The organism is Salmonella sp. 741265055_HSA (assembly GCF_046569525.1).
GTDB classification, from domain to species: domain Bacteria; phylum Pseudomonadota; class Gammaproteobacteria; order Enterobacterales; family Enterobacteriaceae; genus Salmonella; species Salmonella enterica.
In genome coordinates, this window is sequence record NZ_JBKFSQ010000036.1 from 25271 (window position 1) to 42667 (window position 17397).

Below are 17397 nucleotides of genomic sequence, written 5' to 3' on the forward strand. Positions count from 1 at the left end.
ACAAAAAGAATATATTCTTTGTTTAAAAAATTTTTATAGCCTAATAACACAATACTTCAAATGATTTTTTTAAAATTTAATATCGCTGAATACCTTCACAAAAGGTATTGTTTTCATGTTACAAAAGAAAAAGAAGCAGAAATTAAAATTCATTATAAAACATAAAGATAAATAAAAAATCATCATGCGTTGTTAGCCCACCCCACCTCTCCTTAACACAAACTCCGTTATATTTTAGGCGCACTAACACCTTTATCAATAGATCTTAATTTGCAGAAAGTTTTTTTTCTGACTATATCATCTAATACGAAAGCACTAGTCAGGCACAAAAAACAAAGGGTTATTCGACGAGAAAACCAGACCTTCACCTACGCTCATAAAAAAGAATATGGCTACGGAAATTCATCTCTCACGATGAACGGGAAGGCTCGTCTACGCATTTTGCCCTGAACGTCGTGCCCGTTAATTAATACACAGAGCAAATTCATCAGGAGCTAATTTATGCGTCTACTCGCCGTGGTTTCGAAATTGACTGGCGTCTCCACCACTGTGGAATCCTCTGCGGTCACTCTTAACGCCCCGTCAATTGTTAAATTATCAGTGGCCCGGGATGAAATTAGTCAACTTACGCGCATTAATCAGGATCTGGTGGTGACGCTCCATTCCGGCGAAACGATCACGATTAAAAACTTTTACGTTACCAACGATCTGGGCGCAAGCCAGTTAGTACTGGCGGAAAACGATGGCACGTTATGGTGGGTAGAAAATCCGCAAGCCGGGCTACATTTTGAACAAATCGCTGATATTAATGAGCTGCTGGTCACTTCCGGCGCTTCCCATGAAGCAGGCGGCGCCGTTTGGCCGTGGGTACTGGCTGGCGCGGTGGCGGCTGGCGGCATTGCCGCTATCGCGTCTTCCGGCGGCGGCGATTCCCACCATCATTCGGATGGCGATAATCCGCCCCCCGATAACACCAATCCTGACGGTAATCCCCCTGATAACAGCAATCCCGGCGGCAGTAACCCTAACGGCAATACTCCAGGTAGCAGTAATCCTGTAGATACTACCCCGCCTCTCGCTCCCGGCAAATTGTTGATTTCAGCGGACGGAAAAACGGTGAGCGGCGAGGCCGAAGCGGGCAGTACCATTACCATCAAAGCTCCCTCAGGCAACGTCGTTGGCGAGGGCAAAGCGGATAGCGACGGTAAATTTAGTATTGATCTGACAGCGCCACAGCTTAGCGGCGAACAACTTACCGTGACCGCGACTGACGATGCCGGCAATACCGGCCCATCCGCAACCATTGATGCGCCCAACATTCCTCTCCCCGATACACCGGTTATCACCGCCGCTATCGATGATGCCGTTCCCCTCACCGGCACGCTGAGCAATAACCAGTTTACGAACGACAATACCCCCACTCTGGAGGGAACCGGCAGCGCAGGCACAGTCATCCATATTTACGCCAATGGTCAGGAAATAGGCTCAACAACGGTTGATACCAGCGGAAACTGGCATTTTGCCATTACCAACGCGCTAGCGGATGGGGAAAATCATTTCACCGCCATTGCGACTAACGTTAAAGGCGAAAGTCGCGAATCAGCCAGCTTTACGCTGACTATCGACACACTCAGCCCCGATGCCCCACGCGTTGAACTGATTGCCGATAACACCGGTTTGCTCACCGGGCCGCTACAGAATAATGACCGGACTGACGAGGCAAAACCGCTATTTTCCGGGCAGGGAGAGGCAGGCAATACCATCACGATTAAAGAGGGATCAACCGTTATCGGCAGCGCTACCGTAGACGAAAATGGACGCTGGACCTTAACGCCGACTACGCCGTTAAGCGATGGCGAACATACCTTTACCGTCGAACAAAGCGACAAAGCCGGAAACACGAGCGGCGTGACGACAACGCCTACTATCATTGTGGACACCACGCCGCCGGACGCCGCTACCATTGATAATGTCGCGAAAGACGGCACAACCGTTAGCGGTACCGCTGAAGCTGGTAGTACCGTGTCGATCTATGACCCGGCGGGAAATTACCTGGGCTCCACGATTACCGGAGAAAATAATCTCTTCAGCATCACGCTGAATCCGGCCCAGACCCACGGCGAGCGTCTGGAAGCGCGTATTCAGGACGCCGTCGGTAACATCGGCCCCGCCACGGAGTTTACCGCTTCTGACTCACAGTATCCTGCCCAGCCGACTATCCTTACCGTGACGGATGACGCTGGCGCCGTTACCGGGCTGCTGAAAAATGGCGATGCCACAGATGATAACCGCCCAACCCTCAGCGGTACTGCTGAACCAGGCAGTACGATATCGATTAGCGATAATGGCTTTCCTGTACCGACCTTTCCGCCCATTGTCGCTGACGCTGACGGCAAATGGAGCTTTACCCCCTCGCTGGCACTTGCCGATGGCGACCATGTCTTTACCGCTACCGCGACCAACGATCGCGGCACCAGCGGGCAGTCTGTCTCCTTTACCATTGATATCGACACGCAGCCGCCGGTGCTGGAAGGCCTGGCGGTTAGCGACGTCGGCGACAGACTTACCGGCATTACGGAAGCTGGCAGTACTGTGGTTATCAAAGACAGTCTGGGAAATACGCTTGGTAGTGGAACGGCAGGCGACGACGGTACCTTCTCAATAGGTATTAGCCCGGCGAAAATTAACGGCGAAACATTAAGCATTAGCGTTACCGATAAAGCCGCGAATAGCGGTCCGGTAGAAACGCTGAACGCGCCGGATAAAACTGCGCCTGCGGCACCGGGCGGCCTTATCGTGGCGACCGATGGTCTGTCCGTAAGCGGTCAGGCGGAAGCCGGGGCAACGGTAACTATCCGCGACAGTAGCAACACTGTACTTGGCAGCGCCGTCGCTAACGGCAACGGACAATTTATCGTTCCGCTGAATCCGGCGCAGACTAACGGCCAGGCGCTTATCGCTACCGCTACCGATGTCGCGAAAAACGAAAGCGCCGCCGCGACGGTTATCGCGCCGGACAGTACCGCGCCGGAAATGCCGAAAAACGTGGTAATTAGTGAGGATGGCGCCAGTATCAGCGGCACCGCCGAACCGGGTAGCGCCATCACGATCGCCACGCCGGACGGCACGCCGCTCGGCAGCGGCAAAGCAGATGGCGAAGGTCATTTTACCCTTCCCCTCGCCCCCGCACAGACCAACGGCGAACAGGTTACCGTCACCGCCACCGACAGCGCCAACAACGTCAGCCCGCCAACCACAGCGCAAGCGCCCGATATCACCGCCCCGGATAAGCCCATTATCACTCAGGTGCTGGACGATGTTGAAAGCTTCACCGGGCCACTGGTTAACGGACAAACCACCAACGACAACCGCCCCACCCTTAGCGGTACGGCGGAGGCTGGCGCGCGTGTCGAAATTTTTGATAACGGCGTTTCGCTGGGACTCGCCACGCTACAGCCCAACGGCGGCTGGACGTTTACACCGTCGCAAAATTTAGGTGAAGGCGCGCATCAACTGACCGTAATCGCAACCGACGCTAAAGGCAATGCCAGTCCGGCCGCGTCATTCGATCTGGTGGTCGATACGCAATCGCCGCAGCAACCGGTAATCACCTTCATTACAGATGATGCGCCGGGTATTCTCGGTAGCGTCGCGCATCTGGGGCTCACTAACGACAGCACGCCAACGATTAACGGTACAGGTGAAGCGGGTTCCACAGTACACCTGTATCAGAATGGCGCCCGGATAGCGGATATTATCGTCGGTAATTCCGGCGTCTGGAGCTACGCTTACACCACGGCCTCGCCACTGGCGGACGACACCTACACCTTTACCGTGACGGCCAGCGACAGTAACGGCAACACCACGCCTTTTTCGACCGATTTTACGATTACCATTGATACCCAGGCCCCTGCCGCCCCCGGCGTTATCGGCGTAGCTGACGGCGACGGAAATACGATTGATACCAATCAGATTACCCAGGAATCCCAGCCCCGGTTGAGCGGTAGCGGCACCGCAGGCGACATAATCATCCTTTACGATAACGGCAATGCCATAGGTCAGGCGCTGGTCGGCACGGACGGGCGCTGGCAGTTTACGCCGCCTGCCGCGCTGGGCGACGGCGACCACCTTCTGACCGCTCGCGCCAACGATCCGGCGGGGAACGAAAGTCCCGAATCTCTCAGCTTTACCCTGCGCGTCGATACCCAGGCGCCGGATGCGCCGCAGATCGTGTCAGCCGCCATCACAGGCGGAGAAGGCGAGGTACTACTGGCAAACGGCAGTATGACCAATCAGCGTATGCCGACCCTCAGCGGCACCGGCGAACCCGGCGCCATCATCACCCTGTACAATAACGGCATAGAACTGGCTACCGTCCAGGTCAATCCACAGGGTAGCTGGACCTGTCCGCTAACCCGTAATCTGAGCGAAGGGTTAAACATCCTGACGGCCACCGCCACGGATGCCGCAGGCAATAGTAGCCCCACCTCCGGCGTTTTCTCCGTTACCCTTGATACCCAGCCTCCAGCGCAGCCTGACGCGCCGCTGATCAGCGATAACGTCGCGCCGGTTATCGGCAACATCGGCAATAATGGCGCAACGAACGACACCACGCCGACCTTCAGCGGCACGGGAGAGATCGGCAGCACGATTATTCTCTACAATAATGGCAGTGAAATTGGTCGCACAACGGTAGGCGATAACGGTAGCTGGAACTTTACGCCTGCGGCACTGACGCCAGAAACCTATACCATTACCGTCACGGAAACCGATATAGCGGGCAATATCAGTCCACCTTCCGCCTCAGTCACTTTTACGCTAGACACCACTGCGCCCGCCAATCCGGTTATCACTTTTGCCGAAGATAACGTCGGCGAAGTCCAGGATACTATTGTCAGCGGCGCAACCACTGACGACAATACACCGGTCATTCACGGCACTGGCGACATCGGCAGCGTGATCACGCTCTATAACGGCAGTAGTGTCGTGGGTGTAGTCACCGTCGATGAGACCGGCAACTGGACGCTAGCGGTGACCAGCGCGTTGCCGGATGGCGTCTACACCCTGACCGCCATTGCCGCCGATGCCGCCGGAAACAGCAGCGGCGTATCGAATAGCTTTACCTTCACCGTCGACACCGTTCCGTTGCAGCCGCCCGTCGTCAATGAGATCCTTGACGATGTTGCGCCAGTGACCGGGCCATTAACCGATGGTGCCTTTACTAACGATCGGACGCTGACTATCAACGGCAGCGGCGAAAACGGCAGCACCGTCACGATTTACGACAATGGCATGGCAATCGGTACGGCGCTCGTCACCGACGGGGTCTGGACATTCAATACGCCCGAATTGTCAGAAGCCAGCCATGCGCTAACCTTCAGCGCGACTGACGATGCTGGAAATACCACGGCGCAAACCCAACCGATCACCATTACCGTGGATATCACCGCCCCGCCCGCGCCAACAGTCCAGACGGTGGACGACGATGGCACGCGCGTCGCCGGACTTGCCGATCCTTACGCTACCGTTGAAATTCATCATGCCGATGGCACCCTGGTCGGCAGCGCTGTCGCTAATGGCACCGGTGAATTCGTCGTTACGCTCAGTCCGGCGCAAACCGATGGCGGTACGCTGACGGCAATTGCTATCGATCGCGCGGGAAATAACGGCCCGGCTACGAATTTTCCCGCTTCCGACAGCGGTCTGCCCGCCGTCCCGGCCATCACGGCAATTGAAGATGATGTCGGGAGCGTACAGGGGAATATTGCGGCGGGCGGCGCCACGGACGACACCACGCCGACACTGCGCGGCACCACGGATATCGGCTCTACCGTTGAAGTTTTCATTGATGGCGATTCGGCAGGCTTTGCCACCGTTGACGCCAGAGGGAACTGGATCTTTGAGATCGCGACGCCATTAAGCGAAAGCACACATTACTTCACCGTCCAGGCAACCAATGCGAATGGCCAGGGCGGCCTGTCCGCACCGGTCGGGATCACTGTCGATCTTAGCGCGCCGGCGCAACCGGTTATTACCAGCGCAACGGATGATGTCCCCGGCATGACCGGTACGCTGGATAACGGCGCGCTCACCAATGATTCACGCCCGACGCTCAACGGAACGGGAGAAGCAGGCGCCACCATCCGCATTCTGGATAACGGCGTAGAAATCGGTTCCGCCACGGTAGATCAAAGCGGCAACTGGCGCTTCACCCCGAACGCGCCGCTGGAGAGCAACGCGCACATCTTTACCGCCGTAGCGACCGATCCCGCCGGCAATAGCGGCCAGCCTTCGGACGGCTTTACGCTGAACATTGACGCGCAGGCGCCAGATGTGCCGGTTATCACGTCCGTGATTGACGATAACAATCAACCGACCGTTCCGGTGTTACCGGGGCAATCCACCGACGATCGGCAGCCAATACTGAACGGAACTGGCGAACCTGGCGCGACAATCACCATTTTTGATAACGATACGCCGCTTGGTACGGCTCAGGTAGGCGAAAACGGTAGCTGGACCTTCCCGGTGCCCCGCAATTTGTCAGAGGGAAGCCATAATCTGACGGTTAGCGCTACCGATCCGGCGGGCAATACCAGCGCGGTCTCCGCGCCGTGGACGATCGTGGTCGATATTACGCCTCCGGCGATCCCGGTTCTCACCTCCGTCGTGGATGACCAGCCCGGTATTACCGGCAACCTGGTAAGCGGGCAGCTAACGAACGATGCGACGCCCACCCTGAACGGGCGCGGAGAGGCAGGCGCGACGATTAATGTCTATCTTGACGGTAATCCAGCGTCCATCGGTACCACGACGGTGAATAGCGACGGCACGTGGAGTTTCACGCCGCAGACGCCGCTTGCAAACGGTAGCCACACGTTCACCCTTAGCGCCACCGATCCGGCGGGTAATAGCAGCGCGGTGTCCAGCGGATTTGTGCTGACGATTGACGCCACACCGCCCGCCGCGCCGGTTATCGCCAGCGTGGCAGACAATACGGCGCCGGTAACGGGCATCGTCCCCAACGGCGGCTCGACGAACGAAACCCGACCGACGCTCTCGGGTACCGGTGAGGCGGGTGCAACCATCTCGATTTATAATGGCAACGCACTGGTCGGCACAGCGCAAGTTCAGGCCAACGGTAGCTGGAGCTTTACACCGTCTACCTCGCTGGGCGCGGGCGTCTGGAACCTGACGGCGACAGCAACCGATGCGGCAGGCAATACCAGCGCCGCGTCCGAAATACGCTCGTTTACTATTGATACCACGGCTCCCGCCGCGCCTGTTATTGATACGGTCTACGACGGTACGGGCCCCATTACCGGCAATCTGAGTTCAGGGCAGATCACAGACGAGGCGCGCCCTGTCATTAGCGGCACCCGTGAAGCCAACACAACTATTCGTCTCTACGATAACGGCACGCTGCTGGCTGAAATTCCCGCCGACAATAGCAGTAGCTGGCGCTACACGCCCGATGCCTCTCTGGCGACGGGCAACCATGTAATTACCGCCATTGCCGTTGATGCCGCAGGCAACGCCAGTCCCGTTTCAGACAGCGTTAATTTCGTCGTCGATACCACGCCGCCGCTGACGCCGGTAATCACATCAGTCAGTGACGATCAGGCGCCAGGCCTCGGCACGATCGCGAACGGCCAAAATACCAACGATCCTACGCCAACCTTCAGCGGCACCGCAGAAGCCGGCGCCACGATCACGCTCTATGAAAATGGTACGGTTATTGGCACGACAACGGCTCAGCCTGACGGCGCGTGGAGCGTCTCCACCTCAGCGCTGGCAAGCGGAACGCACGTCATCACCGCCGTCGCCACCGATGCCGCAGGAAACAGCAGCCCGAACAGTACGGCTTTCACCCTGACGGTCGATACCACCGCGCCGCAGACGCCGATCCTGACGTCCGTGGTGGATGACGTCGCGGGCGGGGTCACAGGAAATCTCGCTAATGGTCAGATAACCAATGATAACCGCCCCACGCTGAACGGCACTGCCGAAGCGGGCAGCGTGATCAGTATCTATGATGGCAACACTCTGCTTGGCGTCACCTCGGCTAACGCGGGCGGCGCGTGGAGCTTCACGCCAACGACAGGGTTAAACGACGGCACGCGCACATTAACAGTGACCGCCACCGACCCGGCAGGCAACATTAGCCCGGCCACCAGCGGTTTTACTATCGTGGTCGATACCCTTGCGCCAACGGTTCCGCTTATAACCAGCATCGTTGATGATGTCCCGAACAATACCGGCGCCATTGGCAATGGACAATCGACCAATGACACACAGCCGACGCTCAACGGTACTGCGGAAGCCAACAGCGCGGTAAGCATCTTCGATAATGGCGCGCTGGTCGCGACGGTGAACGCCAATGCCAGCGGCAACTGGAGCTGGACGCCAACCGCCGCGCTCGGCCAGGGAAGTCACGCCTATAGCGTTAGCGCCGCCGATGCGGCTGGCAACGTTAGCGCCGCTTCGCCATCGACAACAATTATCGTGGATACCATTGCGCCCGGCGCGCCCGGCAACCTGGTCATCAATACTACCGGTAATCGGGTGACGGGCACCGCAGAAGCAGGCAGTACAGTGACAATTACCTCTGAGACTGGTGTGGTACTGGGAACCGCCACCGCCGACGGTACAGGCAGCTTCACCGCCACACTCACGCCCGCGCAGACCAATGGTCAGCCGCTACTGGCATTTGCCCAGGATAAAGCAGGCAACACTGGCATTGCCGCCGGATTTACCGCGCCCGATACGCGCGTGCCGGAAGCACCGATCATCACCAACGTAGTGGATGATGTGGGTATTTATACCGGCGCTATCGCCAACGGTCAGGTCACTAATGACGCACAACCCACATTGAATGGTACCGCTCAGGCGGGCGCCACGGTGAGCATTTATAACAACGGGGCGCTGCTCGGCACCACTACGGCGAACGCCAGCGGAAACTGGAGCTTTACCCCGACAGGCAATTTGACCGAAGGCAGCCACGCCTTCACCGCTACCGCAACTAACGCCAACGGTACAGGCAGCGTCTCCACCGCCGCGACGGTGATTGTCGATACGCTGGCACCCGGTACGCCGTCAGGTACGCTCAGCGCCGATGGCGGTTCACTTTCCGGGCTGGCTGAGGCAAACAGCACCGTAACCGTCACGCTGGCGGGCGGCGTGACGCTCACCACCACCGCCGGCAGCAACGGCGCATGGTCTCTCACCTTGCCGACAAAACAAATTGAAGGTCAACTCATTAACGTGACGGCGACTGACGCTGCGGGTAACGCCTCCGGCACGTTAGGCATTACCGCGCCGGTTCTGCCGCTGGCGGCAAGGGATAACATCACCAGCCTTGATCTGACCTCTACCGCCGTCACCAGCACGCAAAATTATTCGGATTACGGCCTGCTGCTGGTTGGCGCGCTTGGCAATGTCGCCTCGGTTTTGGGTAACGATACCGCTCAGGTTGAGTTCACCATTGCTGAAGGTGGTACGGGCGACGTCACCATCGATGCCGCCGCAACGGGAATCGTGCTTTCGCTGCTCAGTACTCAGGAGATTGTGGTACAGCGCTACGACACCAGCCTCGGCGCCTGGACGACGATCGTCAACACCGCCGTTGGCGACTTCGCGAATTTGCTTACCCTGACCGGGAGCGGCGTTACCCTGAACCTGAGCGGACTGGGCGAAGGCCAGTACCGGGTACTCACTTATAACACCAGTCTGCTCGCCACCGGGTCATATACCAGCCTGGATGTCGATGTACACCAGACCAGCGCAGGTATTATTAGCGGGCCAACCATCAGTACCGGCAACGTCATGGCTGATGATACCGCCCCGACGGGCACCACGGTCACCGCCATCACCAACGCCAACGGCGTCAGTACGCCGGTCGGCGCGGGCGGCGTGGATATCCTGGGACAATACGGCACGCTGCACATTAATCAGGATGGCAGTTACACCTACACGCTGACTAAGCCCACGGCGGGATACGGACATAAAGAGAGCTTCACCTACACCATCACCCAGAATGGCGTCGGTAGCAGCGCCGCGCAACTGGTTATCAATCTGGGTCCCGCGCCTGTACCGGGCAGCGTGATAGCGACAGACAATAACGCCTCACTGGTCTTTGATACTCACGTTAGCTACGTCAACAACGGTCCCTCGACACAAAGCGGCGTCACGGTATTAAGCGTCGGACTTGGTAATGTACTGAACGCGAATCTGCTTGATGATATGACTAATCCGATCATCTTTAACGTTGAAGAAGGCGCTACGCGAACCATGACGTTACAGGGAACCGTCGGCGGCGTCTCACTGGTTTCCACGTTCGATCTGTACGTTTATCGCTTCAACGATGCCATTCAGCAATATGAGCAGTTCCGGGTGCAAAAGGGTTGGATTAACACCTTGCTGTTAGCCGGACAGTCCCAGCCGCTGACCCTGACGTTGCCTGGCGGCGAATACCTGTTCGTGCTGAATACCGCCAGCGGCATTAGCGTCCTCACTGGCTATACGTTGGCGATTTCCCAGGACCACACCTATGCCGTTGACAGTATCACCGCTAACACCACCGGCAACGTACTGACCAATGATGTCGCCCCTACGGACGCCCTCCTCACTGAAGTAAACGGCGTGGCGATTGCGGCGACCGGCACAACGGAGGTAAACGGGTTGTATGGCTCGCTCATTATTGACGCAAGAGGCAACTATACCTACACGCTGAAGAACGGCGTCGGTGCCGACAGCATTAAAACGCCGGACAGCTTTATCTATACGGTCAAAGCACCAAACGGCGATACCGATACGGCCTCGCTCAATATCACGCCAACCGCCAGGGCGCTGGATGCGATTAATGATGTCAGCGATACCCTTAGCGTCGCCACGCTTCAGGATACCGCAGCCTGGCTGGACTCCAGCGTCGGCAGCGCCAGTTGGGGGCTACTCGGCAAATCGGGCAGCGGGAGCGGCACCTTTGACGTTGCAACGGGCACCGTACTTAAAGGCGCGTCACTGGTCTTTGATGTCTCCACGCTCATTACGTTGGGCAATCTGAATATTAGCTGGGCCATTCAGGAGAACGGGACCGTCATACGCAACGGAACCGTTCCGGTGGCGAATATCACGCTGGGCAGCGCGACGGTGACCGTCAACCTGAGCGGCCTGGAGCTGGATGCCGGAACGTACACGCTTAACTTTACCGGCACCAATACCCTGGCCGGGGCGGCGACGATCACGCCACGCGTCATCGGCACCACCGTCGATCTGGATAATTTTGAAACGTCCGGAACGCATACCGTTCCCGGCAATATTTTTGACGGCAGCGATGCGGCGGGGGCGATGGATCAGCTTAATACGGTGAATACCCGCCTGAGCATTAGCGGGTATAACGGCAGCGCCGCCACGCTGGACGCCGCGGCGAATACCACCAGCGCCACGATTCAGGGACATTACGGCACATTGCAAATTAACCTTGATGGTGCCTACACCTACACCCTGAATAATGGCGTCGCGATGTCGTCCATTACCAGTAAAGAGGTCTTTACCTATCAACTGGATGACAAGATGGGTCATACGGATAGCGCCACATTAACCATTGATATGGCGCCGCAAATCGTCAGTACCAACCAAAACGATGTTCTCATCGGCTCCGCCTATGGCGATACGCTGATTTACCACCTGTTAAACGGCGCGGACGCGACCGGCGGTAACGGCGCCGATCGTTGGCAAAACTTCTCTACCGCGCAGGGCGACAAGATCGATATCCACGAACTGCTGACCGGCTGGGATCACCAGGCGGCAACGCTGGGTAACTTTGTTCAGGTTCATACCAGCGGTGCCAATACGGTGATATCCGTCGATCGCGACGGCGCCAGCAGCGCGTTTAAATCCACTGACCTTGTCACTCTGGAGAATGTGCAGCTCACGCTAAATGATCTGTTGCAGAACAACCACCTGATAACCGGCGGTTGATAAAAAAGCCCCGAACGCCACGACGTTCGGGGCAACAAGCGGTGATATTTAAAAGGGATAAACTATGGGAAGAGTCGCGCCTGTCGCCATCGTACTGGCATTTGCTTTGTTTCATCACCAGCCCCGGGGCGCAGAAGCGCCGCCAATGATTACATCCGAAGGATTAGCAACGGACCAGATGCTCCCTTCGCTGGATGGCTCCGCCGCTGAGTTGCCGCTCAGCGCCGCCGCGCCGGGCAACCTGACGCTCAATGACGCGGTCAATCGCGCCGTTAACTGGCATCCTTCTATTCGCGAAGCCGTCGGCAAACTGCTCGCACAGAATGAACAAATAGAGGTCGCCAAATCGAAATATTATCCGCAAGTCAGCGCTGGCGTGAACAATGGGTACAGCAATACCTACACCGATCACGGGTATAGCCCCTCGCTGGTGCTGTCGGTATCGCAAATGCTTTATGACTTCGGCAAAGTGGCAAGCCAGGTTCGCGCCGAAACCGCAGGCGCAGCGCAGCAACAGGCCAATGTGTTGCTCAGTATTGATACCGTCGCGCACGAAACCGCCAACGCCATTGTACAAACGCAGAGCTGGCAGCAAATGGTAGAAGCGGCGGAAGAACAGCTCGTCGCGCTGGACAGCATCGGTAAACTTATCCGGCAGCGCAGCGATGAAGGCGCTACGTCGCTCTCTGACGTAGTGCAAACCGAAGCCAGAATCGAATCCGCCCGCTCGCAACTGGCGCAGTATCAGGCCAATCTCGACAGTGCGAAAGCCTCACTGATGAGCTGGCTGGGCTGGAATTCGCTTAACGGCATCAATAATGACTTCCCGGCGAAACTCGCTCGCAGCTGTGAGACGGCGACTCCCGACGATCGACTGGTGCCCGCGGTACTGGCCGCCTGGGCGCAGGCCAACGTTGCGCGGGCGAATCTGGACTATGCCAGCGCGCAAATGACGCCGACGATTTCGCTCGAACCTTCCGTACAACATTATCTTAATGATAAATATCCCAGTCATGAAGTGCTGGATAAAACCCAGTATTCCACCTGGGTAAAAGTTGAGATGCCGCTTTATCAGGGCGGAGGGCTGACTGCCCGACGCAACGCCGCCAGCCATGCGGTAGACGCGGCTCAGTCGACCATTCAGCGCACCCGGCTTGATGTCCGCCAGAAACTGATGGAGGCGCGCAGCCAGGCAATGAGTCTTACCAGCGCGTTACACATCCTTCGTCGGCAACAGCAGCTTAGCGAACGCACGCGCGAACTGTATCAGCAGCAATACCTTGACCTCGGTTCCCGCCCGCTGCTCGACGTGCTTAATGCGGAACAGGAAGTTTACCAGGCGCGTTTTGCCGAACTGCAAACGGAAAGCCAGTTGCATCAGTTGCAACTGAACTGTCTGTATAACACCGGCGCGCTTCGTCAGGCGTTCGCGTTAAATCATCGCAGCATTCAATCCGTGGAGATCCAGCCATGACCCGCGCCGCCCCCGATGTAGAAGAGGTACTCAGTGAGCGCGCGCTGAGCCAATGGGCGCAGGCCATCAGCCATGTCGCCGGTCATTATCGCGTTGCCTGCTCTCCCGGTTCAATTCAGGCCAACGCCCCGTGGCTTAGGGGTAAAAGCAGAACGACCGCCTTAACGCAGCTCGCGCGGCAGGCGGGTTTATCCTTTCATGCGCCGGACATAGACAAAACGGCATTTAGTCAGTGGCGATTGCCGTTGGTTGTCGAGCTCCGGGACGGGCAGTTATTGGTCATCGAACATGTTAATGGCGAAGATGCGGTAGACGTTTTTGTGATTGAAGAAGAGGGTCAGCGTAACCGCCTGACGCTCAGCGAGTTATTGCCGGAGATCTTCTATGTTGCCGCGCTACGCCCGCTATCGGCGCTCAAGGATAGCCGCGTCGATCGCTATATCTCCCGCTTTAAACCCGACTGGATGCGCGAGCTGGTTCTGCAGGATATTCGCCCTTATTTACCGGTAATGGTCGCCGCCTTTCTGATTAACGTGCTGTCGCTGGCCGGGATTGTGTTCTCTATGCAGGTTTACGATCGGGTGATCCCCGCTCAGTCATATCCTACCCTGTACGTTCTCTCCTTCGGCGTGCTGGTAGCGGTGCTGTTCGGTTTTCTGCTGCGTGAAGCGCGTACGCACATTATGGACGTGCTCGGTAAACGCGCCGATATGCGCATTTCCGATCGGGTATTTGGTCATGCGTTAAGGCTGCGCAACAGCGCTATCCCCCGTTCCACCGGCAGTTTTATCTCGCAGTTACGCGAACTGGAGCAAATCCGCGAGATGATTACCTCTTCAACGCTGGCGACCATTGTCGATCTGCCTTTCTTTTTCCTGTTTATGATAGTCCTGGCGATTATTGCCCCACCGCTGGCATGGATAGCGCCCGTGGCGGCTCTGCTGATGATCCTGCCGGGCGTGGCACTGCAAAAAAAACTGGCTGTCCTCGCCAACCAGGCCGCCCACGAAGCGACGCTACGCAATGCAGTCTTGGTCGAAAGCGTTCAGGGGCTGGAAGATATTAAACTGATGCAGGCGGAGAACCGCTTTCTTCAGCAGTGGAATAGCTATATCCGTATTACCGGCGAGTCGGGTCTACGCACCCGCAAACTCACGCAAGGGCTTATCAGTTGGGGGATGTCGGTACAAAGTCTGGTGTATGCCGCGGTGATTATGTTCGGCGCGCCGATGGTCATTGAAGGCAGTATGACTACCGGCGCCGTGGTCGCCGCGTCGATGCTCGGCTCGCGGATGATCGCGCCAATGGCTAACCTGTGCGGCGTGCTGGCGCGCTGGCAGCAGGTGAAAGCGGCGAAGATGGGTCTCGACAACATTATGCAACTGCCCACCGAGACACAGCATGACGATAGCCTGATACACCGCGACATCCTCCACGGGCATTACCTCTTTGAAAACGCTCAGTTTCGTTACCATAACGACGATCAACGCATACCGCTGCGCCTCGTGCGTCTGGAGATCATGCCAGGCGAGCGGATTGCGATACTGGGGCGTAACGGCGCGGGTAAATCCACACTTTTACAGGCGATGGCGGGCGGCCTGGAGATGATTCAGGGAGATGCCCGGCTTGATAATCTCAGCTTGTCGCACATCGATATGGCGGATTTACGCCGCAACATCGGCTTTCTTAGCCAGAACGCGCGGCTTTTCTTCGGCACCCTACGAGAGAACCTGACGCTCGGCGCGCCGCACGCCAACGATGAACAGATTTTTGACGCGCTCGAAGTCAGCGGCGGCGCCGTCTTCGTCAGGCGGCTGGCAAAAGGGTTGGATCATCCCATTATGGAGGGTGGTAACGGCCTGTCCGGCGGGCAGCGTCAGTCCCTGTTGCTGGCGAGAATGCTGCTGCGCTCCCCCAATATTGTGCTACTTGACGAACCCAGCGCCTCGCTGGACGAGCATACGGAACGAGAGTTTATTCAGCGGTTACATCAGTGGCTTGGCAACCGTACCCTGGTTGTCGCGACGCACCGGGTACCAATACTGGAGCTGGTTGAGCGTGTCGTTGTCCTGAAAGAAGGGCAACTGGTGATGGACGCGCCAAAAGCGCAGGCGCTTAACGCGGATCGGATGCAAAGTCACCGTCGGGAGTGGAAAAATGAAAACCAATCAGCATGATGCCGCGATGGACGATCCCGATATTCAGCGTGAACGGGCGTTTTCCGGCGCGGGTCGTATTGTTCTGATCAGCTCACTGTTATTTCTCATTCTCGGCATCTGGGCGTGGTTTGGCCGACTGGATGAGGTTTCCACCGGCAACGGGAAAGTGATCCCCAGTTCACGCGAACAGGTTCTGCAGTCGCTGGATGGCGGCATTCTGGCGCAGTTGACGGTGCGGGAAGGCGACAGAGTTCAGGCTAACCAAATTGTCGCCCGGCTTGATCCGACGCGTCTGGCGTCCAATGTGGGTGAAAGTGCGGCAAAATATCGCGCGTCACTCGCCTCCAGCGCACGGTTAACTGCGGAAGTCAGCGACTTACCTCTAGTCTTCCCCGCTGAGCTGAACGGCTGGCCGGATCTGATTGCCGCAGAGACGCGTCTCTATAAAAGCCGCCGCGCGCAGTTGGCCGATACCGAAGCCGAGCTACGGGATGCGCTGGCGTCGGTTAATAAAGAGCTGGCCATTACCCAGCGGCTGGAGAAAAGCGGCGCGGCCAGTCATGTTGAAGTGCTACGGCTGCAACGACAAAAAAGCGATTTAGGCTTAAAAATTACCGATCTGCGCTCACAATATTATGTGCAGGCACGCGAAGCGTTATCGAAAGCGAACGCTGAGGTCGATATGCTCTCCGCCATTTTAAAAGGACGCGAGGATTCCGTCACCCGCCTCACCGTGCGTTCGCCGGTACGCGGCATTGTTAAAAATATCCAGGTCACGACGATTGGCGGCGTGATCCCGCCTAACGGCGAGATGATGGAGATAGTGCCGGTAGACGATCGTCTGTTGATTGAAACCCGCCTTTCGCCACGTGATATCGCCTTTATTCATCCCGGCCAACGCGCATTGGTTAAAATTACCGCTTATGATTACGCCATTTACGGCGGGCTTGACGGCGTGGTGGAGACCATTTCACCAGACACCATTCAGGATAAAGTGAAACCGGAAATTTTCTACTATCGCGTGTTTATCCGCACCCACCAGGACTATCTACAAAATAAATCAGGACGCCGTTTTTCGATTGTTCCAGGCATGATCGCCACGGTGGATATCAAAACTGGTGAAAAAACCATTGTCGACTATTTAATCAAACCGTTTAATCGCGCGAAAGAAGCGCTACGCGAGCGGTAAATCGTTGAAGATAAGAAGATACGGGGGCTGGTCACGCGTGTCACAAGTCTGTTATACTTACCTTACACATTGGGGCTGATTCTGGATTCGACGGGATTTGCGAAACCCAAGGTGCATGCCGAGGGGCGGTTGGCCTCGTAAAAAGCCGCAAAAAAATAGTCGCAAACGACGAAAACTACGCTTTAGCAGCTTAATAACCTGCTTAGAGCCCTCTCTCCCTAGCCTCCGCTCTTAGGACGGGGATCAAGAGAGGTCAAACCCAAAAGAGATCGCGCGGATGCCCTGCCTGGGGTTGAAGCGTTAAAACGAATCAGGCTAGTCTGGTAGTGGCGTGTCCGTCCGCAGGTGCCAGGCGAATGTAAAGACAGACTAAGCATGTAGTACCGAGGATGTAGGAATTTCGGACGCGGGTTCAACTCCCGCCAGCTCCACCAAATGATAATCCGGATACGTCCGGTGAAGTACAGAAAGCCCGCACAGCACAAGCCCTGCGGGCTTTTTTGTGTCTGTCGTTGTCCGAGAACATCCGGCTAAATCCAGAGAAAATTGGTACACGTTTAGGTACACGCTATACTGTGGGCCATTAAACGTGTACCAAT

General features: G+C 56.9%; 4 protein-coding genes and 1 other RNA gene. All 5 read left to right on the forward strand.

The annotated features are described in order from the left end of the window. Positions 1-501 precede the first annotated feature (501 nt). Complete coding sequence (bapA, locus tag ACLD4K_RS17790; RefSeq protein WP_411012248.1) at positions 502-11976, forward strand: biofilm-associated protein BapA; 11475 nt, start codon at positions 502-504, stop codon at positions 11974-11976. Between the two features lie 64 nt (positions 11977-12040). Further along, positions 12041-13450, forward strand: coding sequence for a TolC family outer membrane protein (locus tag ACLD4K_RS17795; RefSeq protein WP_411012249.1), 1410 nt, complete (start codon positions 12041-12043; stop codon positions 13448-13450). Beyond that, positions 13447-15627 (forward strand): type I secretion system permease/ATPase, encoded by a 2181-nt coding sequence (locus tag ACLD4K_RS17800; protein WP_411012250.1) that lies wholly within the window; start codon positions 13447-13449, stop codon positions 15625-15627. The genes ACLD4K_RS17795 and ACLD4K_RS17800 overlap by 4 nt, the downstream gene beginning before the upstream one ends. 7 nt (positions 15628-15634) lie before the next feature. Next, positions 15635-16798, forward strand: a complete 1164-nt coding sequence (locus tag ACLD4K_RS17805) for an HlyD family type I secretion periplasmic adaptor subunit (RefSeq protein ID WP_411012253.1) — start codon at positions 15635-15637, stop codon at positions 16796-16798. 71 nt (positions 16799-16869) lie between these two features. Then, positions 16870-17232, forward strand: a transfer-messenger RNA (tmRNA) gene (gene ssrA / locus ACLD4K_RS17810). The last annotated feature ends 165 nt before the right edge of the window (positions 17233-17397 follow it).

Excerpts from the sequence above, each read along its gene's own strand:
- bapA (WP_411012248.1), top strand. The coding sequence starts at position 502 with ATGCGTCTACTCGCCGTGGTTTCGAAATTGACTGGCGTCTCCACCACT.
- ACLD4K_RS17795 (WP_411012249.1), top strand. The coding sequence starts at position 12,041 with ATGGGAAGAGTCGCGCCTGTCGCCATCGTACTGGCATTTGCTTTGTTT.
- ACLD4K_RS17800 (WP_411012250.1), top strand. The coding sequence starts at position 13,447 with ATGACCCGCGCCGCCCCCGATGTAGAAGAGGTACTCAGTGAGCGCGCG.
- ACLD4K_RS17805 (WP_411012253.1), top strand. The coding sequence starts at position 15,635 with ATGGACGATCCCGATATTCAGCGTGAACGGGCGTTTTCCGGCGCGGGT.